Origin of the sequence: Bacillus cereus group sp. MYBK15-3, from assembly GCF_051916765.1 — a bacterium.
In the GTDB taxonomy this organism is placed as follows: domain Bacteria; phylum Bacillota; class Bacilli; order Bacillales; family Bacillaceae_G; genus Bacillus_A; species Bacillus_A cereus.
This window is the reverse complement of sequence record NZ_JBQAHG010000002.1, coordinates 914,216-939,712: the sequence shown is the minus strand read 5'-3', so window position 1 is coordinate 939,712 and position 25,497 is coordinate 914,216. Positions and strand designations below refer to the sequence as shown.

Below are 25,497 nucleotides of genomic sequence, written 5' to 3'. Positions count from 1 at the left end.
AATGCACATTACAAGTTTATTACTTTAACTCCTTGTACGTAGATGTTTACAGAATCTACTGCTAGTCCTACAGTTTGATCTAATGTATATTTCACTTTCGTCTGCACATTATGTGCCACTTCTGAAATTTTCGTACCATAGCTCACAATAATATACATATCAATATGTACTTCATCTTCATCTTTACGAACAATAACACCTCTAGTGAAGTTTTCTTTTCGTAAAATGTCTGTTAATCCATCTTTTAACTGATTTTTTGATGCCATACCTACGATACCGTAGCAATCTACCGCGGCACCTCCAGCAATTGTTGCAATTACATCTGTACTAATATCAATTTGACCGTACTTCGTTTTAATTTCAATTGACATCTCGTTTCCCCCTTCATAAATGGTGAAAGTGAGCTAGACTACTTTAGTTACTATCATATAATCTTTTTAAAGAAAATTCCATCGTTCTTTCTTTTCACTCTCATATTTTATGTTTTAAATTACACTTTTTTATGATGAGCAAAATAGTCCATTTTTATTATACAACATGTACCACTATAATATGTCAAGCAATTTTTATGGATTTCAACTTTTCTTCATTGATATATAGTGTCAAGTAAATTTTCTTGATTTCTTTTTTCTACGGTGTTGCATTCTCTTTTTAGTTGTGTTAAATTATAGTAGTGTTTTTAGCATCGCATAAAAGACTAACATTGAAAAATTACGTATGGTAAGGTATCAAGGGAGGGAAATATAAATGGCTCGTGTTTGTGCTATTACTGGAAGAAAAGCTCGTTCTGGTAACTCTCGTTCTCACGCAATGAACGCTACAAAACGTAAATGGGGCGCTAACCTTCAAAAAGTTCGCGTACGCATCGACGGAAAAGTTCAACGTGTTTACGTTTCTGCTAGAGCATTAAAATCTGGCAAAATCGAACGTGTTTAATAATAAAAAAAAGAGCCGATAGGCTCTTTTTTTACTATAACAATGGAAAAAGCACCGGTGATAGGTGCTTTTTTTAATCTTTTTTGAAGGTATTTAACATTGCACGAACTATTCCACCAAGAAATTTAGGTAACTTAATTGTATAAAATCTCATGGTTTCCCTCCTAATCCCCATTACTCCACTTGGTCACTATATGATGTAAGGAGCAAAATTGTTTCTTCAATCAGTGCTTCTTATCAACATTAATATGCCAGAAGTAAATGAAAAAGTACCTTTTTCCTCAACGAGTTCGTTACTAATACAAAGTGTTGATCCCCACTCTATTGTTTTATTAGTAAGAGGGTACTTAAAACCAAACAATGTAATCCCTTCCACTATTTCAGTAACTGGTACAAAAGATACATAAGGAAAATTTTTATTTTCTTCAATTATATGTGTACCCATTTTTTTAACTGTTATTTCATTTTTATTGTCCACAATACACATTTCTATCTCTACTTCTAACCCTTTTAAAAGCATCTGTATATTTGCCAAACCGTGATCAAGCCTTCCACCAGTAGCACCAAAAATACGAATTAGTGCCGGCTTCTGTTCTAATGCCCAGTTGATTGCAATTTCTAAATCCGTTTGATCTTTTTCCCGCGGAACAATATGTAATTCGTTCGTTTGCTGTCCCATCCATACTAATTCTTCTTCAGTAACTGAATCGTAATCTCCAAACGCAACAGCCGGGGTAATTCCTTTCTTTAATAGACGGTATACTCCCCTATCAACCGCTGCCCACACTACTTCCTCATTCTCGTATCGAGCAAAATCTGCGCAATATTCCGAAGGTCCTCCTGCCAAAATATGAATAATCATTTTTTCTTCTCCTTCCATTGTAAAAAGGCAATCTGCCATTCGGTAGATTGCCTTTTTACATATTTTTATCCTATCCTATAAATGCCTTACTAGGATAAAAGTTCATCGCTACCCACGAATTACGCGAATTGCTTCACCGCGGTCTTTTTGATTGTATACTGCTGACCCAGCTACAAGTACATTTGCTCCTGCTTCCACACAAAGTCTTGCTGTTTCAGCATTTACACCACCATCAACTTCAATTTCCACTTCTAGATTGCGCTCTTTCACCATGTCTGCAACTTGTTTAATTTTCGGTAATACAGAATGGATAAACTTCTGTCCACCAAATCCAGGGTTTACTGTCATAAGTAATACCATATCTATATCTTCTAATACATGCTCAATCACTGAAACTGGCGTATGTGGATTTAATACAACGCCCGCTTTAATACCATGAGATTTAATTAACTGAATTGTACGATGTAGATGCGGACACGCCTCTACGTGAACAGTAATAATATCCGCTCCCGCTTGTGCAAAAGTCGGGATATAGTTATCAGGATTTTCAATCATTAAATGTACATCTAATGGTAATGATGTAATCGGACGGATTGCTTCTACAATTAACGGTCCAATCGTAATATTTGGTACGAAATGTCCATCCATTACGTCAACGTGAATGTAATCCGCTCCGCCCTTTTCTACATCTTTAATCTCTTCCCCTAATTTTGAAAAATCTGCTGATAAAATCGATGGTGCAATTTTAATCATAACTAATACCTCGGCTTTCTCTCTCTAATTTCTTCTACGAATTGTTTATAGTTCTTATAGCGATATTCTGTAATCTTCCCTTCTTCAACCGCAGCTTTCACCGCACATTTCGGTTCAGAAAGATGTGTACACCCTCTAAATTTACAGTATTGGCTCGCTTCTTTCAACTCTGGAAAACAATATGTAAGATCTTCTACTTCTATATCAATGAAATCTAGTGAACTAAAACCCGGTGTATCTGCTACAAGTCCACTCCCAATTGCAATTAATTCTACGTGTCTTGTCGTATGCTTCCCGCGTCCTAAATGGGAGGAAATATCATTTGTTTTCAGCTCTAATTCTGGACGTAGCACATTAAGCATTGAAGATTTCCCAACACCAGATTGACCCGCAACGACAGAAACACAATTTTCTAAGTATGGTTTTAATATATCAATACTTTCTGACGTATTAATAGAAGTAAATAAAACATCATAACCCATCTCACGATAATCATTCGCATAAGCTTCAACAGTTGCTTTCATCTTTTCATCTACTAAATCCATCTTGCTAATACAAATAATTGGCTTAATGTTATGATATTCAATCAGCACTAAAAATCGATCTAACAGTCCAGGATTAAAATCTGGTTCTACTGCAGAGAACACAAGGATCGCTTGATCGACATTAGCAATAGGAGGTCTAACAAGTTCATTTTTTCGATCAAACACTTCAAGCACATAACCTTCAGTTGGATTATCTGCCTGAAAAACAACTTGGTCTCCTACAAGTGGTGTAATTTTATTTTTTCTAAATACACCTCGCCCACGACATTGCGTAACCCCTTCTTCATGCTGCACGTAATAAAACCCACTTAAAGCTTTTATAATTTTTCCTTCTGGCATAGAATTCTCCTTTTTTGTATAAGGTGATGCTGAATTTAAAAATGAATGGATTTAAACTTTCCAAATAACGATTTCAAAACCTACCATATATACTTTCGCTAATATACATTGAATTTCCCATTAAATGCAAAAAAATATTTACAGCTGCATCACTTTACTAGCTTTTTGAATCATATATTTTTGCCTGCTATACCGTCCACTTTGTAGACAGCATAACAGGCAATAATAATAAGTAGACTTTCACTATTATTGAGTTGGATATGGTACTTCTTTATCAATAATCGTTACTCCATCCCGTACAATTTTATAGTGTCCCTTTGAACCTTCTTGAATTACAAATTCTAAAGAAATAGTCGCTGATTCAGTAATTGTTCTCGTTTCAACCGGTCTATCCATTTTTTGCTGCATGTCTTCTTTATAAATTTCTATTGTTTGCGGCTTTTTTTCACCTGTTACAGCAGGCTCATATGGGATAGAGATATTGTCCACTTTTACCGTTTTAGTCACTTTAGGCTTTTGACCATCAGAGATAATAATAGTTACTTTATCTCCCTCTTTTAATGGTGTACCTGGTTTTGGAAATTGCGAAATTACAAGTCCTTTTTCGACTGTATCTGAATACTCTCGTTTTATATCTGACGTTAGTTTTCTCTCATTCAAATAACCAGTTACACTATTTTCAGTCCACCCCGAAAAGTCACCTGGTCTAATTTGATAAGGCCCTTTACTTACCCAGATTTTCAGTTCTTGCTCCGCTTCTATAACCATCTGATCAGGCGTCGGAATTTGTTCTACAATTTCACCTTTCGGCTTATCATTTTCAATATAATTTACCGTAACTTGTTTATATTTTTCTTCTAACTCAGCTTTTACACTCTCAAAGTTTTGACCTGTGAAATTTGCCATCTTACTTTTCTTTTTTCCACCTGATTGATAGATAGTAATTTTAGCGTTTTCTTTTACGACTCTTCCTGCTACAGGGTCCGTTTTTATTACATCCCCAACTTCAACATCATCTGTATATACAATATTAGGCTCCGTCACCTCAAAGCCCTTTTCTACTAATGTATTTACAGCTGTCGTGTATTTCATACCAGCCACATCAGGAACTTTCACATCTTTCGGAATAAATAATCCTGGAATAACCGTAAGTGCTAATGTTATTCCTATTGCTAAAAATAAAAATGTTGAAATTAAAACTTTAAGCCACTTGCTACTCCGTTTTTTCTTCTTATCTAACTCAGCTGCTTCTGCTCTTATCGGTTCTTCCATCTTACTCCCTTTTAAAACAATCGTTTCATCACTTACATTTTCAAATAATTGTTCTTGTTGAATAATCGGAATCGCTTTTGTCGCTTCCATATCTTCCGGTATGTAAAATGGTTGCTCATTTATCCTCTCTGGATATAGCGCAGTTTCAATATCCCGCTTCATCGCATTAGCAGATTGATATCGGTGAAACGGATCTTTTGCAGTTGCCTTTAATATAATATTTTCAACACTTTGCGGAATATTTTCATTCCATCTTTTTGGTGATGGGATTTCACTTTGTAAATGTTTTAAAGCTATGGCAACAGCAGATTCGCCAGAAAACGGTTGTCTTCCTGTTAACAATTCAAACATAACTATCCCAAGAGAATAGATATCTGATTGTTTATTTGCTATCCCACCACGTGCCTGTTCTGGTGATAAATAATGGACTGAACCGAGCACTGAATTTGTATGTGTAATTGTTGTTGCACTTGTAGCTGTCGCAATTCCAAAATCTGTTACTTTTATTATTCCATCAGCTCGAATTAAAATATTGTGCGGCTTTATATCACGATGCACAATTTCAAAATGATGGGCATGTGCCATAGCGGATGTTAACTGCTCCATAATATCAAGAGCTTCTCCTATAGGTAACATCCCTCGCTCAATTATGTATTGCTTCAATGTTTGCCCTGGTACATATTCCATGACAAGATAGTATATACCATCTTCTTCTCCGACATCATACATATTCACAATATTTGGATGCGACAACGTTGTAACAGACTGCGCTTCTCGATGGAAACGTTTAATAAACTCTTCGTTATTTGAGTAGTCGAGTCTTAATATTTTTACCGCTACATCTCGGCCAAGTATATCATCATGAGCTAAATATACATTGGCCATTCCGCCACCACCAATCATTTTCAGCAGCTTATAACGGTCATTTAAGCGTTTTCCAATCAGCACGTTGCACTTCACCTACTTTCGTTTGTCGAACCCGCATAATCAATAAGAACAAGTGTGATATTATCTTCTCCACCGCGATCATTTGCCAATTGAATGAGACACTGCCCTTTACCTTCAAGCTGTTCATTTAACTGTAAAATTTGTCGCATATCATCAATAGAAACTTTGTTTGATAATCCATCAGAGCAAAGAAGTAATTGATCATCTTCCTCAATCACCAACGTTTTAACATCTAACCCAACTTTTTCTTCTGTTCCTAATGCTCTTAATAACACATTCTTTTTCGGATGATACTCTGCGTCTTCCTTTGAAATTTCACCATGTTTCACAAGCTCATTTACAAGTGAATGATCTTCCGTTACTAGCGTCATTTCTCCTTCTGATACCATATAGCAACGACTATCTCCTATATGCCCTATTGTCACAAAGCTTGGTGTACAAACAGCTATTATAAGCGTTGTTCCCATACCATTACATTCTGCATTTTGCTGAGCGTATTCATATATACGCTCATTAATAATCCCAACACTAGTATGTAACCATTGTTCTACTTTTTTCGGCTCATTCATATTATGTGTTTGCTTCCAATAATCATGGAATAATTGAATGGCCATCGAGCTAGCTACATCACCAGCTCGATGACCTCCCATTCCATCTGCTACTACCGCTAATACATTTCCATCTAAATTGTGAAAAACTCCTGCACTATCTTCATTATGTTGACGAACTTTTCCTTTATCCGATAGAAATACGGCTTTCATCTCGTCACCTCGTCTCTTCTTTGCGCTCCTTCGCACGCAACTGACCGCAGGCTGCATCAATATCATGACCTTGTTCACGGCGAATCGTTACATTCACTCCACGATCTTTTAACGTTTTCTCGAACAAGAAAATTTGTTCGCGTGGCGTACGTACATAATCACGTTCAGGTACGTAGTTTACCGGAATCAAGTTCACATGACATTTTACACCTTTTAAGAGCGCAGCAAGCTCTTCAGCATGCTCTACTTGGTCATTTTCTCCTCCAAATAATCCATATTCAAAAGTAATACGACGCCCTGTTCTATTTACATAGTATTTAATAGCTTCCATTAAATCTGGTAATTTATAAGCACGGTTAATCGGCATTAATTTTGAACGTAATTCTGAGTTTGGAGCATGCAATGAAATCGCAAAATTAATTTGTAGATCTTCTTCAGCAAACTTATAAATTTTCGGGATAATTCCACTTGTCGAAACAGTCATATGTCTTGCACCAATATGAAGTCCTTTTTCATGGTTAATGATGCGTAAGAATCCCATTAAATTATCATAGTTATCAAATGGTTCTCCAATCCCCATAACAACAAGAGAACTTACACGTTCTTCTGTTTCATCAAGCGCACGTTGCACTTCTACTACTTGCGCTACGATTTCTCCAGCTTCTAGGTTTCGCTTTAATCCACCAAGTGTCGAAGCACAGAACGTACACCCAATACGACAACCAACTTGCGTTGTTACACAAATGGAATTTCCATATTCGTGTCGCATTAATACCGTTTCAATAGAATATCCGTCATATAATTGGAATAAGAATTTAATTGTTCCATCCGAAGACGTTTGTTTTACTAACGTGTTTAAAGTAGTAATATCAAAGGAATTCGACAATTTATCACGCAATCCTTTAGAAAGGTTTGACATATCCTCATAATTTTTTACACGTTTTTTATATAACCAATCAAAAATTTGTCCAGCACGGAACTTCGGTTCTCCTTGTTCCTTTAACCAATCTTGCATTTCATGAAGTTGTAAAGAGTAAATTGATGGTTTCTTCGTTTCTAAATTTTTCTTTTGTTTTCTTACAGTCGTTTCCATGATGCTACACCTTCTTCCTTAAACAAGCAATATAAAAGCCATCCGTCGCAAAATAATGCGGTAAAATTTGTACTTGACCTTCATCAATATACGGAGTTAATTTTTCTGGCATACGCTCTTTAAGCGTAGTATCCCATTCAAATTCAGGATGTTCTTGTAAAAATTTCTCTATTACTTGTTCATTTTCTATTTTCTCAATTGTGCACGTACTATAAACAAGACGACCGCCTTGTTTTAATAATGGTGCTATTTTTTCTAGTATTGCAATTTGAATCGTCGATAATCTTTCACTATCGCCTTTATCTTTTCCTAACTTAATATCAGGCTTACGTCTAATTACACCAAATCCAGAACACGGTGCATCTACCAATATTTTATCAAACGTTTCATTTGCAAAGTGCTCTTGCACTTTTCTAGCATCTAGCGCTTTAGTTTCGACATTTTCTAGACCAAGTCGCTCTGCTTGCTGTTTAATTAAACGTACTTTGTGTGCATGTAAATCAAGGGACATGACCTTACCAGTTCCCTTTAATCGTTCCGCGATATGCGTTGTTTTTCCGCCTGGAGCAGCACAACTATCAAGAACTGCATCTCCCGTATTCGGTTCTAAAGCGCGTGCTACAAGCATAGAACTTTCATCTTGAATAGAAAGAAATCCTTTTTTAAACGCTTCTGTATGCGCTACATTTCCTCTTTCAATCTGAATTGCATCATCTGATAAGTCACCACGTTTTGCTTCTATACCTTCACTTGCCAACAACTCAATCGCTTCTTCTACCGTTACCTTATCAACATTCACACGCGCTGTTGGTACAGGTGGTAACATGTTTACTTCGCACATTTTTTCTGCAGTTTCTAAACCGTATTCTGAAGTCCACTCTTGGACAAGCCAAACTGGATGACTTGTTGTAATTGCAAGACGTTCTACTGGATCCTTGACTTCATCTACAGAAGGTACACCTTCTCTCTGAATCGAACGTAATACACCGTTCACCATACCAGCAATTCCTTTATGCCCGCGACGCTTTGCAATCTCAACCGCTTCATGAATAGCCGCTCTTTCTGGCACTCGGTCTAAATAAATCATTTGATATAAAGATAAGCGAAGCAATACTCTTACCCACGCCTCAACCTTCTTTTTTAAAAAAGGCTGTAAATAATAATCTAATGTGTCACGACGTTGAATCGTTCCATATACAATTTCAGTTAATAAACCAATATCTTTTCTATCAATTGTACTTTTTTCAATTAGATTATTTAAAAGTAAGTTGCTATATGCACCACTTTTTTCCACTTGAATTAAACCATCAAGAGCTAATTCACGAACATTTTGTCTCATGCATTTTCTCCTAACTTCGTTCCAATTTCAGGTTTTGTTCCACGTAAAAATTGTGAACAACTCATACGCTTTTTACCAGAAGGTTGCAATTCAGTAATTTTAACACCTGTTTCATTACTAGTTGCTACAACAAAACCATCTTCTTCGATTGCAACAATCGTACCTGCTTCAGCCGGTTCAGTTACAGGCACTTTTTCTCCCCACCATACTTTAACAACTTGTCCTGCTAAAGTTGTATAAGCAACTGGCCATGGATTCAATCCGCGAATGTGATTGTATACTTCTTCACCTGTTTTTGTCCAATCAATTTTCTCTTGCTCACGTTTTATATTGTACGCAAACGTTACTTCTTCTTCGTTTTGTTTAATCGGTTCTAACTTACCTTGGATTAATAAAGGTACTGTTTTAGATAGAAGGTGTGCTCCTGCTTCACTTAATTTATCAAATAATGAGCCTGTCGTTTCACGCTCTTCAATTTCAACTTCCACTTGCGTTAAGATATCACCAGCATCCAATTTTTCTACCATATACATAATTGTAATACCTGTTTTTTCTTTACCTTCCATAATTGCATAATGAATTGGTGCACCACCACGAAGTTCAGGAAGTAAAGAAGCGTGAACATTAATACATCCATACTTCGGTGCTTCTAAAATTTCATTTGGTACAATCTGCCCAAATGCAGCTGTTACAATTAAATCTGGCTCTAATGCCAATACTTTTTCATATTCATCTTTTTCACGAATTTTTAACGGCTGTAACACAGGGATACCATGTTTTTCCGCTTCAACTTTAACAGGTGTAGGTGTTAATACTTTTTTTCTACCTACTGGACGATCAGGTTGCGTCACAACACCTACTACCTCATAGCCATCTTCAATAAGACGACGAAGCACCGGCACTGAAAAGTCCGGTGTTCCCATAAACACTACTTTTATCATTTAAAAACCGCTCCTTTTAACACCTATTCTAGTTCGTTTTCTTCATAATATCTTGTCACTTTCGATGTAAATAAAACACCGTGTAAATGATCGATTTCATGTTGAATTGCACGCGCTAAAAATCCTTCCGCTTCTAATAAGAATACTTTCCCACGGCGATTTTGTGCTCTTACTTTAATATAATCGGCACGTTCTACTTCACCATAAAGTCCCGGGAAGCTTAAACAGCCTTCGGGACCTACTTGTTCACCACGTTTTTCTAATATTGATGGATTGATTAACTCGATTTTCCCAGTATCATCATCGACATCAACAACCGCTACTTGCAAGCTTACACCTACTTGAGGCGCAGCTAAACCGACTCCGTCCGCAATTAACATTGTTTCATGCATATCTTTCAACAATTTCACTAGCTTTTTATCAAAGTTAATTACTCTTTCGCATGGTGTTTCTAACACTTCATTTGGATGCTTTATTATTTCTAAAACTGCCATATTTCCCTCCGCTACATTAACATTGTTGGATTAAAATCAATTGAGATTTGTAGCTCTTTTTGCATTTCTGCTTGATAATGTTCATTTACCATTTTGAGCACGTTCTTTAAGTTTGGTTCCCGTTTGTATTTTATCATGCATTGATAACGATATCTATCTTTTATCCTTGGAATCGCTGAAGCAACTGGTCCTAGCACCATTGTTTGCTGTGAGCAATGCGTTCGTAAATACGAGGCAATTTTTTCCGTCACTTGTACCGCTTTTAATAATTCAGGATGAGATACAGTTACGAGTACAACATAGTAATATGGGGGATATTGTCTTGTTCGTCTCATTTGCATTTCTTGGTCAAAAAACACATCATATTGTTGGTTCTTCGCTAACTCTATACTGTAATGTTCTGGCGTATACGTTTGAATCACAACTTCCCCTGGCAATTCATGTCTACCCGCTCGTCCACTTACTTGCGTCAATAGCTGATATGTCTTTTCACTCGCCCGAAAATCAGGTAAGTGCAGCATCGTATCTGCAGTTAACACCCCAACGAGCGTTACTTTCGGAAAATCTAATCCTTTAGCAATCATTTGTGTTCCGAGTAATATATCTGCTTTTTCTTCCCCGAACGCCTTTAATAATTTTTCATGCATTCCTTTTCGACTTGTCGTATCTACATCCATTCGAATGACTCGTGCCTCTGGAAATAGTTTTGTAATTTCTTCTTCTACCTTTTGTGTACCTGTACCAAAGAAACGAATGTATGTACTTTGACAAGCTGGACACTCAGTTGGCATATTCTCTTCGTAACTACAATAATGACATTTTAAACGATGATTCATTTTATGATATGTCAATGAAATGTCACAATGCGGACATTGAACAACATACCCACAATCACGGCACATAACAAATGTAGAATGACCTCTTCTATTTAAAAAGAGTACCATTTGTTCTTTCTTTTCTAATCGATCTGCTATTTTTTCATGCAGCGCCTTAGAAAACATTGATCGATTCCCGTCACGAAGTTCTTCTCGCATGTCAACAATCTCTACCGTTGGTAAAGCTTGTTCATTCATACGTTTTTCCATTGTTAATAGTTCATAAACACCTTTTTTCGCCCTTGCAAACGATTCAAGTGTTGGTGTCGCACTACCAAGAACGATAGGACATTTATGATATTGTCCTCTCCAGACAGCTACATCTCTTGCATGATACCTCGGATTATCTTCTTGTTTGTAACTTGATTCATGCTCTTCATCAATAATAATAATCCCTAAATTCTCAAAAGGCGCAAAAACAGCTGAACGCGCACCAACTACAACTTTCACTTCTTTTCTTAAAATCTTACGCCACTCGTCATACTTTTCTCCAACAGACAACGCACTATGAAGAACTGCAACTTGTGAGCCAAACCTACCTTTAAAACGATCCACCATTTGGGGCGTTAGTGCAATTTCAGGAACAAGAACGATAGCTTCTTTTCCTTTCTTGAGCACTGCTGCTATAGATTGTAAATATACTTCTGTCTTTCCACTTCCTGTAACACCATATAGTAAAAATGGATTATAAGTTTCATTTGTAATTGATGATAAAATCGGTGTAATAACTTGTTTTTGTTCCTCCGTAAGCGGAAATGGTTTTGTTTGTTCAAAATCATCATCGTCATACGGATTTCGGTATACTTCCACATACTTTTCTGAAATGAATCCCTTTTTAACAAGTGCTTTTATTGGAGCATCTGTTATTTGTAACTCTTCTGTAATTACTTTCAACGGTGCACTTTTATAATTTTCCACAAAATAATAAAGTACATCTTGTTGTTTTTTACTTTTCAGTTCAAATGCCGCTAATTCCAATTTATCTTCTGGCAACTCCGGCTGAACCACTCTTTGCTTCTTCTTTTGTACTTTATCTTTCACTTGATAAACGACTTCAACCGTACCATTTTTAATTTCTTGTTGAATAGTTCGGTATAAATGTGGCTGTTGCTCGATTACTTCAAAATCAATTGCTTCTTTATCCTGAAATAAATATAGTATTTCAGGTGCTATTTCTTCCTGTTTACAAAGTTGTAGACGTTTTTTATACGTTGCTTTTATCGCAGTTGGAAGCATCACTTGAAAAGCTGAAATCATGTAGCATAACGTTTCACTTGTAAGCCAATATCCAAGCTTTAATAATTCATCATTTAAAACCGGTGTTACATCTAATATTTCATGGATTGTCTTTAACTTCTTACTTTCTACATCCACCGAATCTTTAATCCCAATAATAAAACCTTGCAATTTTCTTGGGCCAAACGGAACTACTACACGCATTCCTGTCTGTACAATATCTTCCCATTTTTTAGGGATAATGTAATCAAATGGTCGATCTGTCTGACGGGCAGGTACATCAACAATTACACTTGCAAATTTCATAAACGATCATCTTCTAACATCATTTCAATTTGCTTCAATATTTCACGAGCTACCTCTTTTTTCATTAAAAGTGGCAACTCAATAACTTTTCCATCTTTTCTATACATTGTTACAATATTCGTATCCGTGCCAAATCCAGCTCCTTGCGCTTTTACATCATTCGCGACAATCATATCTGCATTTTTCTCACGTAGTTTTTTCGTTGCATATTCCTCTACATTTGTCGTTTCAGCAGCAAAACCGATAAGTAACTGTTTATCCTTTTTCTGACCTAACGTTTTTAAAATATCCACCGTTCTTTCAAGTTCAATGACAGCATCACCATTTTGCTTTTTCATTTTATTCTCATGAACATATTTCGGACGATAATCTGCAACTGCTGCTGTTTTAATGACAACGTCTACGTTTTGATAATGTTGAAGAACCACTTCTAACATATCTTGTGCAGATTCCACTTGCACTGTCGTTACATGTAACGGTGGATTTAATGCTGTCGGTCCTGAAACGAGTATAACATCAGCGCCTAAATTCGCTGCCACTTCCGCAATCGCATACCCCATTTTTCCAGAAGAAAAATTTGTCATAAAACGAACTGGATCAACCTTTTCACGTGTTGGGCCAGCAGTTATTAATATTCTTTTTCCCTGCAATGGTTTGTGTTCTGAGAAAGCTTCCTCTAACCGTGCAATAATTGCTTCAGGTTCTTCTAGTCGTCCCTTCGCTACATATCCACATGCTAAAAAGCCTTCCCCAGGCTCAATAAATGTATATCCTAGCGTTTTCAATGTCATCATATTTTTTTGAACTATTTTATTTTCATACATATGCACATTCATAGCAGGCGCAATCCATACCGGAGCTGTAGTAGCTAACAAAGTAGTTGTAATCATATCATCTGCAATACCACCAGCTAACTTTCCAATACAATTGGCAGTAGCAGGTGCGACAAGTACAACATCCGCCCAATCTGCTAAATCAATATGAGCAATAACAGCTGAGTCTTTCTCATCAAATGTATCCGTATATACATCATGGCGAGAAAGCGCTTGGAATGTAAGAGGCGTAACAAACTTCATTGCCGACTCACTCATCATTACTTTTACAATCGCGCCAGATTGTGTCAATTTACTCGTTAACGCAGCTGCTTTAAAAACCGCAATGCCTCCTGTTACACATAGAAGTATCTTTTTCCCTTTTAGCATATGACTCGTCCTCTTTCTTTTTCAAACTTATAATACTGAAATAGAATTCTCAGCTCGTCAGTACCAATATTTCATTCCTTTCGTAAAAAAATAACAACCTACTTGTAAATAGGTTGTTACCGTTACATAGAAAATTATAAAGTCTATGTTTTATTTTGTCGAAGGCAAAGGCTTATTCAGCTACTTTATCTTCACTTGGTACGTAGCTTAATGCTTCTGCATCGATTTCTTCTAATGCTTTACCTACACATTTATGAGAAACAGGTTTTTCTACAACACAGTTATTAGCAAGTTGCATTTCACGCGCGCGTTTTGCAGCTACTGTTACTAATGTGTACTTAGAATCGATTTTTTGTAGTAATGAGTCAATTGATGGATTTAACATAATTATAGACCCTCCGTCATTTCTTTATAATATTTTGCTACCCTTTCGCGGCGGCAATGTTCGCCAACCACAATTGCTTTAATTCTATCACAAGCTAATTCAACTTGATCGTTTTCTACTACATAGTCGTAAGCGTCCATCATCTCGATTTCTTCTTTCGCTACAGTTAAACGATTTTCAATAACATCTTCAGTCTCTGTACCACGTCCGACAATACGGCTTTTTAGTTCAGATAAACTTGGAGGTGCTAAGAAAATAAATACACCTTCTGGGAAAGCTTTCTTAACTTGAATTGCTCCTTGCACTTCAATTTCTAAGAATACATCTTTTCCTTCTTGTAATGTTTTTTCAACATAGTCAATCGGTGTTCCGTAATAATTACCTACGAACTCAGCCCACTCAAGTAATTTTTCATTACGAATCATTTCCTCGAATTCTTCTCTTTCTTTAAAGAAATAATCCACACCATCTACTTCACCTTCACGCGGCTTACGTGTCGTTACTGAAATAGAGTACTGAAAACGTGTATCCTCATGGCTAAACAGCTCTTTACGAACCGTCCCTTTTCCAACCCCAGAAGGCCCTGAAAGAACGATGAGCAATCCTCTTCTACTTCTCATAAATATGTAAAACCTACCCTTCCTCACTTAAATCTTCTTTATTATTCAAACGATGTGCAATCGTCTCTGGTTGAATTGGACTTAATACAACATGCCCATCATCCATAACAATAACCGCCCTTGTTTTTCTCCCATACGTAGCATCAAGCAAAGCATTATGTTCGCGTGCTTCCTGTACTGTTCGTTTAATAGGAGCTGACTCCGGACTTACAATAGCAATAATTCGATGAGCAGATACAATATTTCCGTATCCAATATTTAAAAACCGCATGGCCATAGTTTGCGCCTCCTAGTAAGTCTATCCGATTTCTCCACCACGTATAACTTTATATATTTTTTGAAAGCTACTCAATATTTTGTACTTGTTCACGAATTTTTTCAAGGTTATTTTTCATTTCTACAACATATTTTGAAATTGTTAAGTCATTTGCCTTAGAACCAATCGTATTAATTTCTCTATGCATCTCTTGCACGATGAAATCCATTTTCCTTCCAACAGGCTCTTCAATCTGCAATGTTTCACGAAATTGCTCTAAATGACTTTGCAAACGAACTAACTCTTCATGAATATCACAACGCTCTGCAAAGATTGCGACTTCTGTTAGCAATCTTTGTTCATCTAGATCTTGATTATGTAATTCTTTTAAGCGATTTTCTAATCGTTCACGATATTTTTGTGTAACAATTGGTGCATGTGGAATAATTGCATTTACACAATTGCTAATCTCTTGTAAACGATACGCTATATCTTTATGTAATCGTTCTCCTTCGCCATCTCTCATCGTTTTCAACATATGAGCAGCTTGACGAACAGCCTCATATAAACTGTTCTCAAAATGTTCATTTACATTTTCTATTTCTTCAATTGCTGTTACTTCTGGCATTGCCATTAATTGCTGAAGTGTAATAGAATCTTGTAATTGAAATTTCCCTTTTATATCTTCCATCATCGATTGGTACTGCTCAAGAAGTGACCAATTCACACTTAATTTTCTTTCAACAAGTCCTTCACCCGCTATACTAATAGACACTTCAATGCGTCCACGTCGAACTTGCTGTGCAATTATTTTACGAATTTTGTCCTCAAATACCATCATTTGCTTAGGAAGTCGAATACTCATCTCTAAAAAACGGTGGTTCACCGATTTCATTTCTACTGTAATTTGAAAAGTATCACTTTCTACTTTCGATCTTCCAAACCCTGTCATACTAGAAATCATTTTTATCACATCCAAGCCATAAAATAACTCAATGAAAAAGGTAATAGAGACAAGGCTCTACTACCTTCTGTAAATTATATCACATTTTCATAACATTGACTATTTCAAGTTTAATCCCTTCTTATATAATATCGGCTTTTTCTTCTTAGTCTTTTTCCCTGTTAATAAAGAACCTACTAGTAAGAAAGTCGGAATTGATGATAAACCTCCAATTAATAACCAATCTCTTGCTTGTATCGGCATTGTGCTAAAGATTGGTTGTAACGGTGGATAATATATAACCACTAGCATGAGTAGTAACGAAATAATAACCGCCCCTACTAAATACACGTTCCCAAATGGATTACGGTGAAAGACAGAATGCTCACTACGACAATCAAATACATGAATAAGCTGAGCAAGTACCAACGTCGCGAACGCTACAGTTTGTGCATATTTCAGTTCATTTGGATGTTGGTTATACGCAATAATAAACGCCACTAACGTCACTGCTCCAATTAAAAACCCTCGACTTATTATTTTCCACGCAAGCCCTCTAGCGAATACCCCTTCTTTCGGGTGACGCGGTGTTCTCTTCATCACATCTCCTTCAGCCTTATCCAAACCTAATGCCATCGCTGGTAAACCATCAGTAACTAAGTTCACCCATAAAATTTGAATAGGAACCATCGGCAGTGGTAATGCAAGTAACATCGCAAATAACATAACTAAAATTTCTCCAACATTTGACGCCAATAAGTAGCGAATGAACTTACGTATGTTCTCATATATATTTCTTCCTTCTTTAATTGCTGATTTAATTGTAGCAAAATTATCGTCTAGTAAAACAAGTGAAGAGGCTTCTTTCGCAACATCTGTCCCTGTAATTCCCATCGCTATCCCAATATCCGCTGTTTTTATCGCTGGAGCATCGTTCACTCCATCACCTGTCATCGCTACTATATGTCCTTGATTTTGCAGTGCCTTAACAATTTTCAATTTATGCTCAGGTGATACACGAGCGAATACATACGTATCTTCTACAACATTTTCTAATTCCTCCACATCCATATTCGCGAGTTCTACTCCTTCAACAACGCGTCCATCTGGTGGTAAAACTCCTAATTGTTCAGCAATCGCCATTGCTGTCACTTTATGATCACCTGTAATCATTACTGTTCGAATACCAGCTTCTTTACACTCTTTTACCGCCTGCGCCACTTCTGGCCTTGGCGGGTCAATCATACCTTGTATTCCAACCAACATAAAATCTTTTTCAACGTCTCTTTCATGTTCAATAGAATCCGTGACTTTTAAAGGTTTAAACGCAACTGCAATTGTTCGAAGCGCTTGACTACCTAAGCTATGAATAGCCGCCTGTACTTCTTTTCTATATAGCTCACTTAACGGCTGCTGCTTATCCCCCCATAAGATTGTTTGACTCAGTTGCAAAAGAACATCCGGTGCTCCTTTCGTAACAATAAACTTTTTCCCCTCTCGATCTCGTACAATAACACTCATCATTTTTCGAGTTGAATCAAAGGGGAATTCACGAATAATTTCAAATTTCCCTTTTAATGCCTCACGTGTTATCCCAGCTTTCATTGCTGCAGCTACAAGCGCTCCCTCTGTCGGATCTCCATCTAATACGTACGCCTTTTTCTTTTGAATAATATTTGCATTGTTACATAGTGAACCAAATGTAAGTAGCTGATAAAGTGATTTTGTCTTAGCTGGATTCACTTCTTTTTCACCTTTCATAAAAGAGCCATTAGGTTCATATCCTTGCCCTGTCACTTTCCACAATTCTCCGCCTGACCACATATGTGTTACCATCATTTTGTTTTGCGTCATTGTTCCCGTTTTATCAGAGCATATAACAGAAGCGCAGCCTAACGTTTCTACGGCCGGTAACTTCCTTACAATTGCTCTCTTTTTTATCATACGCTGTACACCAAGTGATAAAGCTACTGTAACAATTGCTGGCAATCCTTCTGGAATAGCCGCAACAGCTAGCGATACGCCAGCTAAAAACATATGATATACTTCATTCCCTTGATACACACCAGCCAATACAACGAGCGCTGTCAAAATAAGAGCTACAATAATTAATATTTTTCCGAGCTGTTCTAACCTTCTTTGCAGTGGCGTTTCCATTTGCTCTGCATTTTGCAACATATTTGCAATTTGCCCCATCGCTGTATTCATACCAGTTGCTACAACGACTCCTGTACCAGATCCTCGCGTAATCATTGTCCCCATAAAAGCCATATTTTTTTGATCCCCAATTGCAACATCTTGCCCTTGCAATGCTTCTACCTTCTTTTGTACAGGTACGGACTCCCCTGTCAAAGCAGACTCTTCAATATATAAACTTGATGCCTCAACAAGACGCACATCAGCCCCAATACGATCACCACTGGAAAACTTAATAATATCACCTAAAACAAGTGCTTTAGATGGTGCTTTTACCCACTTTCCATTCCGCATTACAGTAACTTGCGGAGCGGCTAGTTCCTTTAAAGCTTCCAATGATTTTTCAGCTTTTCTTTCTTGAAAAAAGCCGAGAATACCATTGATAATAACAATGGCAACAATAGCAATAGAATCAATGTATTCACCTAAAAACGCAGAAACAATTGTTGCTCCAAACAAAACGAGTACCATGAAATCTTTAAACTGTGCTAAAAATACCATTAGTGCAGAAGGCCTTTTTGCTTCTTCTAATTCATTAGTACCAAATTTCTTTACTCGCCCTTCTGCTTCTTTCTCTGTAAGTCCAACCTTTACATTCGTATTCGTTCTTTCTTCCACTTCATGTGCTCGCATTCCATACCAGTTCATCCTGCTATCGACCTCCTGATTCCAGACATACTCTATTGAAAGCTTATTCAGCCTCGTCCAAAAAAATGCTATAATTAACATTTAGTTAGAAAGGAGTGTTCATTTATGGCATTCGATGGATTATTTACAAGAGCGATTACACATGAAATTGAAAATTCTCTTTACACAGGAAGAATTTCCAAAATATATCAACCTTCAAAATACGAGATTTTATTACATATTCGAGCGAATGGAAAGAACCAAAAACTAATTCTTTCATCTCATCCTACATATGCGCGTATGCACTTAACGAATCAAAACTACGATTCGCCAGCAATACCGCCGATGTTCTGTATGCTTCTTCGCAAACATTTAGAAGGTGGATTTATTGAAAAAATTGAACAAATCGACTTAGAACGCATTATTCAAATTACTGTTCGCAGTCGTAATGAAATCGGAGACGAATCATTAAAAACATTAGTAATTGAAATAATGGGACGACATAGTAACATTATCTTATTAGATACGAAAACAAACGTGATTTTAGATAGCTTAAAACACGTTTCATTAGCCGTAAACCGTCACCGAACTGTATACGCTGGTGCTGAGTACGTCGCGCCACCAGCCCAACATAAAATCAATCCTCTGCAAATTGAAACCGCAGATGATTTTATTAGACCGCTAGACTTTCTATCTGGAAATATGGATAAACAACTCGTCGGTGCTTTCATGGGAATATCCCCATTATTTGCAAAAGAAATAGTAAAGAAAGCCGGTATGGTAAACGAGAAAGCATTATCAGAAGCATTTTTCTCTATACAAACACCATTACTATCTCATGCATATACACCTACAATGATTACTGCAAATGGAAAAGAATTCTTTTATCTTTTCCCTCTTACACACTTGCAAGGAGAAGAAAAAACATTCTCATCAGTAAGCGAATTGTTAGATCGTTTCTTCTTTGGCAAAGCAGAACGTGATCGTGTAAAACAACAAGCTCATGATTTAGAACGCTTTATGCAAAACGAAAAAAATAAAAACGAGAAAAAACTCATTAAACTCCAAAAAACACTGCAAGATGCTGGAAAAGCAGATAAATATCAACTATTTGGAGAGCTACTTACAGCCAATATGTACGCTTTAAAAAAGGGCGATAAAGATATTGAGGTCGTTAATTATTACGATGAGAATGGTGGAACTGTAAAAATTACATTAGATCCTTTAAAAACACCATCTGAAAATGCACAACGCTATTTCCAAAAGTATCAAAAAGCAAAAAATTCAGTTGTTGTTGTAGAAGAACAAATCGAAAAAACAAATGAAGAAATTCTTTATTTTGATAGCTTACTTCAACAAATGGAAGCTGCTTCTTCAAAAGATATTGAAGAAATTCGTGAGGAATTAGCTGAAGAAGGTTATGTGCGCAATCGTAAAACGAAAAACGCAAAGAAAAAGCCTACTAAACCAGTATTAGATAAATATGTAGCAAGTGATGGCACAGAGATTTTCGTTGGTAAAAACAATAAACAAAATGATTATTTAACAACGAAGTTTGCCCGCCGTGATGAAATTTGGTTACATACGAAAGACATACCTGGCTCTCACGTTGTCATTCGTTCTTTAGAACCTGCTGAAGAAACTTTACTAGAAGCTGCCAAAATTGCTGCCTATTACAGTAAAGCGAAAGAGTCTAGCTCTGTACCTGTTGATTTCACCAAAATACGCCATGTCAAAAAACCGAGTGGTGCAAAACTTGGTTTTGTTACGTACGACAATCAGCAAACCGTATATGTAACACCAGATGCTGATATTGTAATGAAATTAAAAGCGTAAATAAAAAATGCGTTGCTTGTATGCAGCGCATTTTTTATATGTTTTCAATTTCGTTGCTATATCCATTCAATATTGTCAAAAAAATTGACAGTATCATTTCACATTTGTATAAATTTTTTTACAGCATGTAAATAAAGTACAAGTGTAACTCCAATCATTATTTTTCCCCATCCCCCTGCTATTCATTGCAGCAATCTAGATTTTATGAACAAACCGCCTCCCACAAATTACGGGCTATTTTTTTATCTCCCCTAAAATATATGTTGTCCCTACTATCATTTCTTCAAATATACATTTTGGCACGCTATTTGCTTTATTCAATACTGTGAATAGGAGGCATTAACATGACTTTAAAAATTAATAAAATCCAAAATCAATTACAAAACTATGAAATTGACGGGTTACTTATTACCAAAAAAGAAAACCGCCAATATGCAACAGGCTTTACAGGTAGTGCTGGCGTCGTCTTAATCTCTGCCGATCAAGCTGTTTTTATCACTGATTTCCGCTATGTAGATCAAGCGAAATCACAAATAAAAGATGCTGAAATTATTATGCATAAAGGAAATTTAGAAAAAGAAATTGCACATCAAGTATCGAAATTAAACATTCAAAAACTTGGAATTGAAGAAAACAACATGACATTGCAACAATATAAAAACTTGCAAAAATACGTACAGGCGGAAATGATTCAAGTGTGCGAAATTATCGAAAATATTCGTATCATTAAAGACACGCCTGAAATAGAAACAATGAAAATTGCAGCTAATATCGCGGATGAAGCATTTCACCACATTCTTACGTTTCTAAAACCAGGAATAAGTGAAAATGCTGTACGAGATGAATTAGAATTTTTCATGCGAAAAAAAGGGGCTACATCTTCTTCATTCCAAATCATTGTAGCCTCAGGCGTTCGTTCTTCACTTCCCCATGGAGTTGCATCAAATAAAATAATCGAACGAGGGGATATCGTTACATTAGACTTCGGTGCACTTTACGACGGATATTGTTCCGATATAACACGTACTGTAGCAATAGGGGAACCATCGGAAGAATTCAAAAAAATATACAATGTTGTACGAGAAGCGTTAAAACGTGGGACTGAAGCGATTAAGCCTGGAGAAACTGCGAAAAGTATCGATGATATAACGAGGGATTACATTACAGAACATGGATACGGTCAATACTTTGGCCACTCTACTGGGCACGGTCTTGGGTTAGAAATACATGAACCTCTTCGCTTATCTCAAGAAAGTACGGCTACTTTAGAAGAAGGTATGGTTGTTACAGTTGAACCTGGTATTTACATTCCGAACTGGGGCGGTTGTAGAATTGAAGATGATATCGTCATTACAAAAGATGGATATGAAGTTATTACAAAATCAAATCGAGAACTAATTGTTATTCCTTGTTGAAATCACGACCTTTTTTAAAGGAGTTTTTCGTTGCACATAGAATTCTTTCTCTGGAGTCATCGTTTAAGAGGGGGAATTTAAATTGAATTTTGTAATTGATAAGATAGATGGGTTACAGCCTGAATTTTCAAATCTTGTTTCCATGATGAATTACGCTCGCTATACAACAATGCAAGGGGTGGAAGGTTTAACAATTGAGGAACTTGATTATTTATATGATAAGGACACAAATTCAATTGGCATGTTATTGTACCATATGGCCGCTATTGAATTTTACTACCAGATTCATACTTTTGAAGACCGTGAACCAACGGAGGCTGAATTAGAACGCTGGTTACCTGGCATTGAATTAGGCGATCTTGGACGTGAGAAAATAAAAGGAAACGCTATAGAATTTTACATAAATACATTACAAGAAGTACGTTCCAAAACAATCGAGACTTTTCAATCGTTACCTGATGAATGGTTATTTAAAACGACAGACTTTTGGTATGACAAACCAGCAAATAACTATTTTAAGTGGTTTCACGTTTTTGAAGATGAAATCAATCATCGTGGACAAATTCGTTTAATTAAAAAGATGCAAAAAGCTCATGCAGTAAAATAAGAAAGTGCCACCATATAAGGTGGCACTTTCTTTTATTCATTTTTTAGGATTAACTGTATTGTAACATCCATTTATCGTTCTCACCATTACAGTACATGAAATTTTTTTCTTTTTCCTATACTCACATACTTTCATTGCTTTCATACAATAAACTACACGAATGCCTAAAGGATGTGAATGTTATGGGAGTTGAATTAACGCTATTACACGCTCTCTACATTATTTGTTTACTCACTATTATTACCTTTTTTATTCTCCGAAAAGATACGACTATCATTTGTATTGTTTTTATCTTTTTATTAGCATTAACTGCAACAAGTTCTATCCCTCTTGCCATTAGCGGAATTTTTCAAAGTTTCATTTACGCCATTACTGAGCTATTACCAACTATATTAATCATCTCCATTATCGTATCAATGAGCAATTTACTCGTTCATACTGGCATAAATGATACGATGATTTCACCATTTACAAAAATGATTCGTACACCTACACTCGCCTACTGGATTATCGGCCTTTTAATGATGACCATTTCTTTCTTCTTTTGGCCTTCTCCAGCTGTCGCCTTAATGGGAGCTATTTTATTACCGGTTGCTGTACGTGTCGGCCTTCCTCCAATTGGGGTTGCAATTGCTATGAACTTATTTGGACACGGCATCGCCTTATCTGGAGACTTCGTTATTCAAGGTGCACCGAAATTAACTGCAGACGCGGCTGGTCTCCCTGTTTCCAGCGTCGTATCTGCAAGTGTTCCACTCGTTATCGTTATGGGCATTGTGACAACTTCTGTCGCTTTTTTCTTCTTACGAAAAGAGTTTCATACAGGCTTATCTATACAAGAAGCTATTCCATCAACTGAGTTTTCTAAAACGCTCACTTCATTATCTCCTCGCATAAAAAAATGGCTCGCTATTTGTATCCCTATCATATATATCATTGATATCCTTTGCATGATTCAATTTAAATTACAAGGAAGCGACGCAACTGCACTTATCGGCGGAACGACTGTTATTATGATTATCATCATTTCTCTCATCGCCTACAAAAGAAATGGACTGAATAAAACGACCGATTATTTTATAGAAGGGCTCCAATTTGGCTTTAAAATTTTCGGACCAGTTATTCCTATCGCTGCACTCTTTTATTTAGGAGATAGTGGATTTGTAAAAATTATCGGGGACTATTTACCGAAAGGTTCACACGGAATCATTAACGACTTAGGCATCGCTTTATCTCAAACTGTTCCTTTAAATCAATATGTATCGGCAGGGACATTAACCATCGTTGGTGTCATTACCGGCTTAGATGGATCAGGTTTTTCAGGTATATCACTTGCTGGTTCCATTGCCAATCTTTTTGGAACAGCACTTGGCCATGGAACAGCTACATTAACAGCACTCGGGCAAATTGCAGCTATATGGACCGGGGGCGGGACGTTAATTCCTTGGGCACTTATTCCTGCTGCTGCGATTTGTAAAGTCGATCCATTTGAACTTGCACGCCGAAACTTTTTACCGGTTGTTATCGGTTTAATTGTCACCACGATCGTTGCGATGTTTACCCTATAACGTAAGCAAGTGTTCTCTTGCTTACGTTTTTTGCTTGTAAAATTCATCATGAATTATCAGTTTTCAAGAGGGATTCGTTATTACTTAGCGAAATTATATTAGGAGAGTAATTATTTCAAAACGTTTACGAGAAACAGATTACTGCAATTAGAAAAGGGGACATACCTATGAATGAATTGATTTTCGTCTTATTAATTTGTCCATTACTTATCTTTATCGTTTCTGTTATTGGAACGCGCAAGACGAAAACGTATTACGTAATGCCGATTGTAACGTTTGCTAGTTTTTTAATAATAGGTGTTATGGCCTTTACTCCAAAATTTTTCTTTTGGGTTGGCATGTACAGCATCTTCTCATTTATTGTTTCTTATATGACTTTATTGTTTGTAAGAGGATATGAGCTTGCAGAAAGCGCTAAGTAGTTAAGGAGATTGTAATATGATTTTCTTTGATATTGATGGAACTTTACTTGATTATGAGGCTGCAGAAAGAAATGGTATTATAGATTTTTTTCAAATATATAATACTATTTTTTCAGGCAATGAATTAGAAGCAACGAAAGTCTGGCATGAATTATCAGAAGAATATTTCAACAAATTTTTGTCCAAAGAATTATCTTTTCAGGAACAACAAAGGATGCGAATGTATCATTTATTTAAAGCATATGGAGTAAACTTATCCCCCGAGGAATCTCAGCATAAATTCAATCAATATATAGAACTATATAAGAACAACTGGACCGCATTTGAAGATGTAAACTATACATTACAGACCTTGCAGGAAAAAGGGTACTCATTAGGTATCATTAGTAATGGTGAATATGAGCAACAAGTCGAAAAGTTAACTACTCTAAACATTCTACAATATTTCAAATATATATTTACTTCTAGTGAACTTGGGATATCGAAACCAGATCCTGAAATTTTTCACAGAAGTGTATTACAATCGAATCTTGAAATGAAAGATTGCTATTATATTGGCGATCGATTAGAGACTGATGCGATTAGTAGTACAGCAGCTGGGATGCAAGGGATATGGTTGAATCGGGATAACTCACAACTCAAGTACGATATTCCTACTATCTGTTCGTTACATGAAATTATAACAATGATATAAAAAAACGACCGCGTTCCCCCGCGGTC

The 25,497-nt window shown here is 36.5% G+C and carries 25 protein-coding genes and 1 pseudogene; 7 read left to right on the top strand and 19 right to left on the bottom strand.

Features of this window, described 5'->3' with window-relative positions; genetic code table 11:
- Positions 1 to 8: 8 nt before the first annotated feature.
- A complete protein-coding gene (locus tag ACTFR8_RS13430; protein ID WP_000021109.1) occupies positions 9 to 371 on the bottom strand; it encodes an Asp23/Gls24 family envelope stress response protein in 363 nt (120 codons plus the stop codon).
- Between the two features lie 376 nt (positions 372 to 747).
- Between ACTFR8_RS13430 and rpmB the strand changes: the two genes are divergently transcribed.
- On the top strand, positions 748 to 936 hold the full coding sequence (gene rpmB / locus ACTFR8_RS13425; protein WP_000124776.1) for a 50S ribosomal protein L28: 189 nt from the start codon (positions 748 to 750) through the stop codon (positions 934 to 936).
- 73 nt (positions 937 to 1,009) lie between these two features.
- Here rpmB and spoVM read toward each other — a convergent pair whose 3' ends face one another.
- The 17 genes from spoVM to ACTFR8_RS13340 all read right to left on the bottom strand — a co-directional run bounded on the left by spoVM (position 1,010) and on the right by ACTFR8_RS13340 (position 18,950).
- Positions 1,010 to 1,090 (bottom strand): stage V sporulation protein SpoVM, encoded by an 81-nt coding sequence (gene spoVM / locus ACTFR8_RS13420; protein ID WP_001213599.1) that lies wholly within the window; start codon positions 1,088 to 1,090, stop codon positions 1,010 to 1,012.
- Between the two features lie 66 nt (positions 1,091 to 1,156).
- Positions 1,157 to 1,837 carry a thiamine diphosphokinase gene (locus ACTFR8_RS13415; protein WP_000752663.1) on the bottom strand — a complete coding sequence of 227 codons (681 nt, stop codon included), beginning with the start codon at positions 1,835 to 1,837 and terminating at the stop codon, positions 1,157 to 1,159.
- 69 nt (positions 1,838 to 1,906) lie between these two features.
- The gene (rpe, locus tag ACTFR8_RS13410; protein WP_000589974.1) at positions 1,907 to 2,551 is read right to left on the bottom strand and encodes a ribulose-phosphate 3-epimerase; all 645 of its coding nucleotides are present in this window, start codon (positions 2,549 to 2,551) and stop codon (positions 1,907 to 1,909) included.
- A 2-nt stretch (positions 2,552 to 2,553) separates the two neighbouring features.
- Positions 2,554 to 3,435: a ribosome small subunit-dependent GTPase A gene (gene rsgA, locus ACTFR8_RS13405; RefSeq protein WP_001113932.1), complete on the bottom strand. Its 882-nt coding sequence runs from the start codon at positions 3,433 to 3,435 to the stop codon at positions 2,554 to 2,556.
- 246 nt (positions 3,436 to 3,681) lie between these two features.
- The gene (pknB, locus tag ACTFR8_RS13400; RefSeq protein WP_058840176.1) at positions 3,682 to 5,655 is read right to left on the bottom strand and encodes a Stk1 family PASTA domain-containing Ser/Thr kinase; all 1,974 of its coding nucleotides are present in this window, start codon (positions 5,653 to 5,655) and stop codon (positions 3,682 to 3,684) included.
- Between the two features lie 8 nt (positions 5,656 to 5,663).
- A complete protein-coding gene (locus tag ACTFR8_RS13395) occupies positions 5,664 to 6,416 on the bottom strand; it encodes a Stp1/IreP family PP2C-type Ser/Thr phosphatase (protein ID WP_000648703.1) in 753 nt (250 codons plus the stop codon).
- Between the two features lie 4 nt (positions 6,417 to 6,420).
- Positions 6,421 to 7,509 (bottom strand): 23S rRNA (adenine(2503)-C(2))-methyltransferase RlmN, encoded by a 1,089-nt coding sequence (gene rlmN, locus ACTFR8_RS13390; protein ID WP_000450541.1) that lies wholly within the window; start codon positions 7,507 to 7,509, stop codon positions 6,421 to 6,423.
- A 4-nt stretch (positions 7,510 to 7,513) separates the two neighbouring features.
- Entirely contained in the window at positions 7,514 to 8,848 is a 1,335-nt protein-coding gene (gene rsmB / locus ACTFR8_RS13385; protein WP_044584809.1) for a 16S rRNA (cytosine(967)-C(5))-methyltransferase RsmB, read from the bottom strand.
- A complete protein-coding gene (fmt, locus tag ACTFR8_RS13380) occupies positions 8,845 to 9,789 on the bottom strand; it encodes a methionyl-tRNA formyltransferase (protein WP_000598805.1) in 945 nt (314 codons plus the stop codon). The genes rsmB and fmt overlap by 4 nt, the downstream gene beginning before the upstream one ends.
- Before the next feature lie 23 nt (positions 9,790 to 9,812).
- Positions 9,813 to 10,283, bottom strand: coding sequence for a peptide deformylase (gene def, locus ACTFR8_RS13375; RefSeq protein WP_000279455.1), 471 nt, complete (start codon positions 10,281 to 10,283; stop codon positions 9,813 to 9,815).
- Positions 10,284 to 10,294: 11 nt separating this feature from the next.
- A complete protein-coding gene (priA, locus tag ACTFR8_RS13370) occupies positions 10,295 to 12,700 on the bottom strand; it encodes a primosomal protein N' (RefSeq protein ID WP_000666715.1) in 2,406 nt (801 codons plus the stop codon).
- Positions 12,697 to 13,902 carry a bifunctional phosphopantothenoylcysteine decarboxylase/phosphopantothenate--cysteine ligase CoaBC gene (gene coaBC, locus ACTFR8_RS13365; protein ID WP_016118549.1) on the bottom strand — a complete coding sequence of 402 codons (1,206 nt, stop codon included), beginning with the start codon at positions 13,900 to 13,902 and terminating at the stop codon, positions 12,697 to 12,699. The genes priA and coaBC overlap by 4 nt, the downstream gene beginning before the upstream one ends.
- Before the next feature lie 172 nt (positions 13,903 to 14,074).
- A complete protein-coding gene (gene rpoZ, locus ACTFR8_RS13360; RefSeq protein ID WP_000933960.1) occupies positions 14,075 to 14,287 on the bottom strand; it encodes a DNA-directed RNA polymerase subunit omega in 213 nt (70 codons plus the stop codon).
- A gap of 2 nt (positions 14,288 to 14,289) precedes the next feature.
- Positions 14,290 to 14,907, bottom strand: coding sequence for a guanylate kinase (gmk, locus tag ACTFR8_RS13355; RefSeq protein WP_001257741.1), 618 nt, complete (start codon positions 14,905 to 14,907; stop codon positions 14,290 to 14,292).
- Between the two features lie 13 nt (positions 14,908 to 14,920).
- On the bottom strand, positions 14,921 to 15,184 hold the full coding sequence (gene remA / locus ACTFR8_RS13350) for an extracellular matrix/biofilm regulator RemA (RefSeq protein ID WP_001251456.1): 264 nt from the start codon (positions 15,182 to 15,184) through the stop codon (positions 14,921 to 14,923).
- 67 nt (positions 15,185 to 15,251) lie between these two features.
- Positions 15,252 to 16,127, bottom strand: coding sequence for a YicC/YloC family endoribonuclease (locus ACTFR8_RS13345; RefSeq protein WP_000625869.1), 876 nt, complete (start codon positions 16,125 to 16,127; stop codon positions 15,252 to 15,254).
- Positions 16,128 to 16,226: 99 nt separating this feature from the next.
- Positions 16,227 to 18,950, bottom strand: a complete 2,724-nt coding sequence (locus ACTFR8_RS13340) for a calcium-translocating P-type ATPase, SERCA-type (RefSeq protein WP_001104777.1) — start codon at positions 18,948 to 18,950, stop codon at positions 16,227 to 16,229.
- Positions 18,951 to 19,055: 105 nt separating this feature from the next.
- On the opposite strand from ACTFR8_RS13340, the gene ACTFR8_RS13335 reads away from it, so the two are divergent.
- From ACTFR8_RS13335 to ACTFR8_RS13325, 3 genes are all read left to right on the top strand, one after another.
- A complete protein-coding gene (locus ACTFR8_RS13335; RefSeq protein WP_000863278.1) occupies positions 19,056 to 20,765 on the top strand; it encodes an Rqc2 family fibronectin-binding protein in 1,710 nt (569 codons plus the stop codon).
- A gap of 344 nt (positions 20,766 to 21,109) precedes the next feature.
- Positions 21,110 to 22,180, top strand: a complete 1,071-nt coding sequence (locus tag ACTFR8_RS13330) for a M24 family metallopeptidase (protein ID WP_000172804.1) — start codon at positions 21,110 to 21,112, stop codon at positions 22,178 to 22,180.
- 82 nt (positions 22,181 to 22,262) lie between these two features.
- Positions 22,263 to 22,787 carry a DinB family protein gene (locus ACTFR8_RS13325; protein WP_001012043.1) on the top strand — a complete coding sequence of 175 codons (525 nt, stop codon included), beginning with the start codon at positions 22,263 to 22,265 and terminating at the stop codon, positions 22,785 to 22,787.
- 42 nt (positions 22,788 to 22,829) lie between these two features.
- Here the strand turns inward: ACTFR8_RS13325 and ACTFR8_RS13320 are convergent.
- Positions 22,830 to 22,931: pseudogene (locus tag ACTFR8_RS13320) on the bottom strand (YoqO family protein); the annotation flags it as partial.
- A 38-nt stretch (positions 22,932 to 22,969) separates the two neighbouring features.
- Here ACTFR8_RS13320 and ACTFR8_RS13315 point away from each other — a divergent pair.
- The 3 genes from ACTFR8_RS13315 (at position 22,970) to ACTFR8_RS13305 (ending at position 25,471) form a co-directional block, all read left to right on the top strand.
- Entirely contained in the window at positions 22,970 to 24,355 is a 1,386-nt protein-coding gene (locus ACTFR8_RS13315; RefSeq protein ID WP_000537869.1) for a hypothetical protein, read from the top strand.
- A gap of 167 nt (positions 24,356 to 24,522) precedes the next feature.
- Positions 24,523 to 24,777, top strand: coding sequence for a YbeF family protein (locus tag ACTFR8_RS13310; protein WP_001003938.1), 255 nt, complete (start codon positions 24,523 to 24,525; stop codon positions 24,775 to 24,777).
- Between the two features lie 16 nt (positions 24,778 to 24,793).
- The gene (locus tag ACTFR8_RS13305) at positions 24,794 to 25,471 is read left to right on the top strand and encodes an HAD family hydrolase (RefSeq protein ID WP_000575796.1); all 678 of its coding nucleotides are present in this window, start codon (positions 24,794 to 24,796) and stop codon (positions 25,469 to 25,471) included.
- Positions 25,472 to 25,497 lie beyond the last annotated feature (26 nt).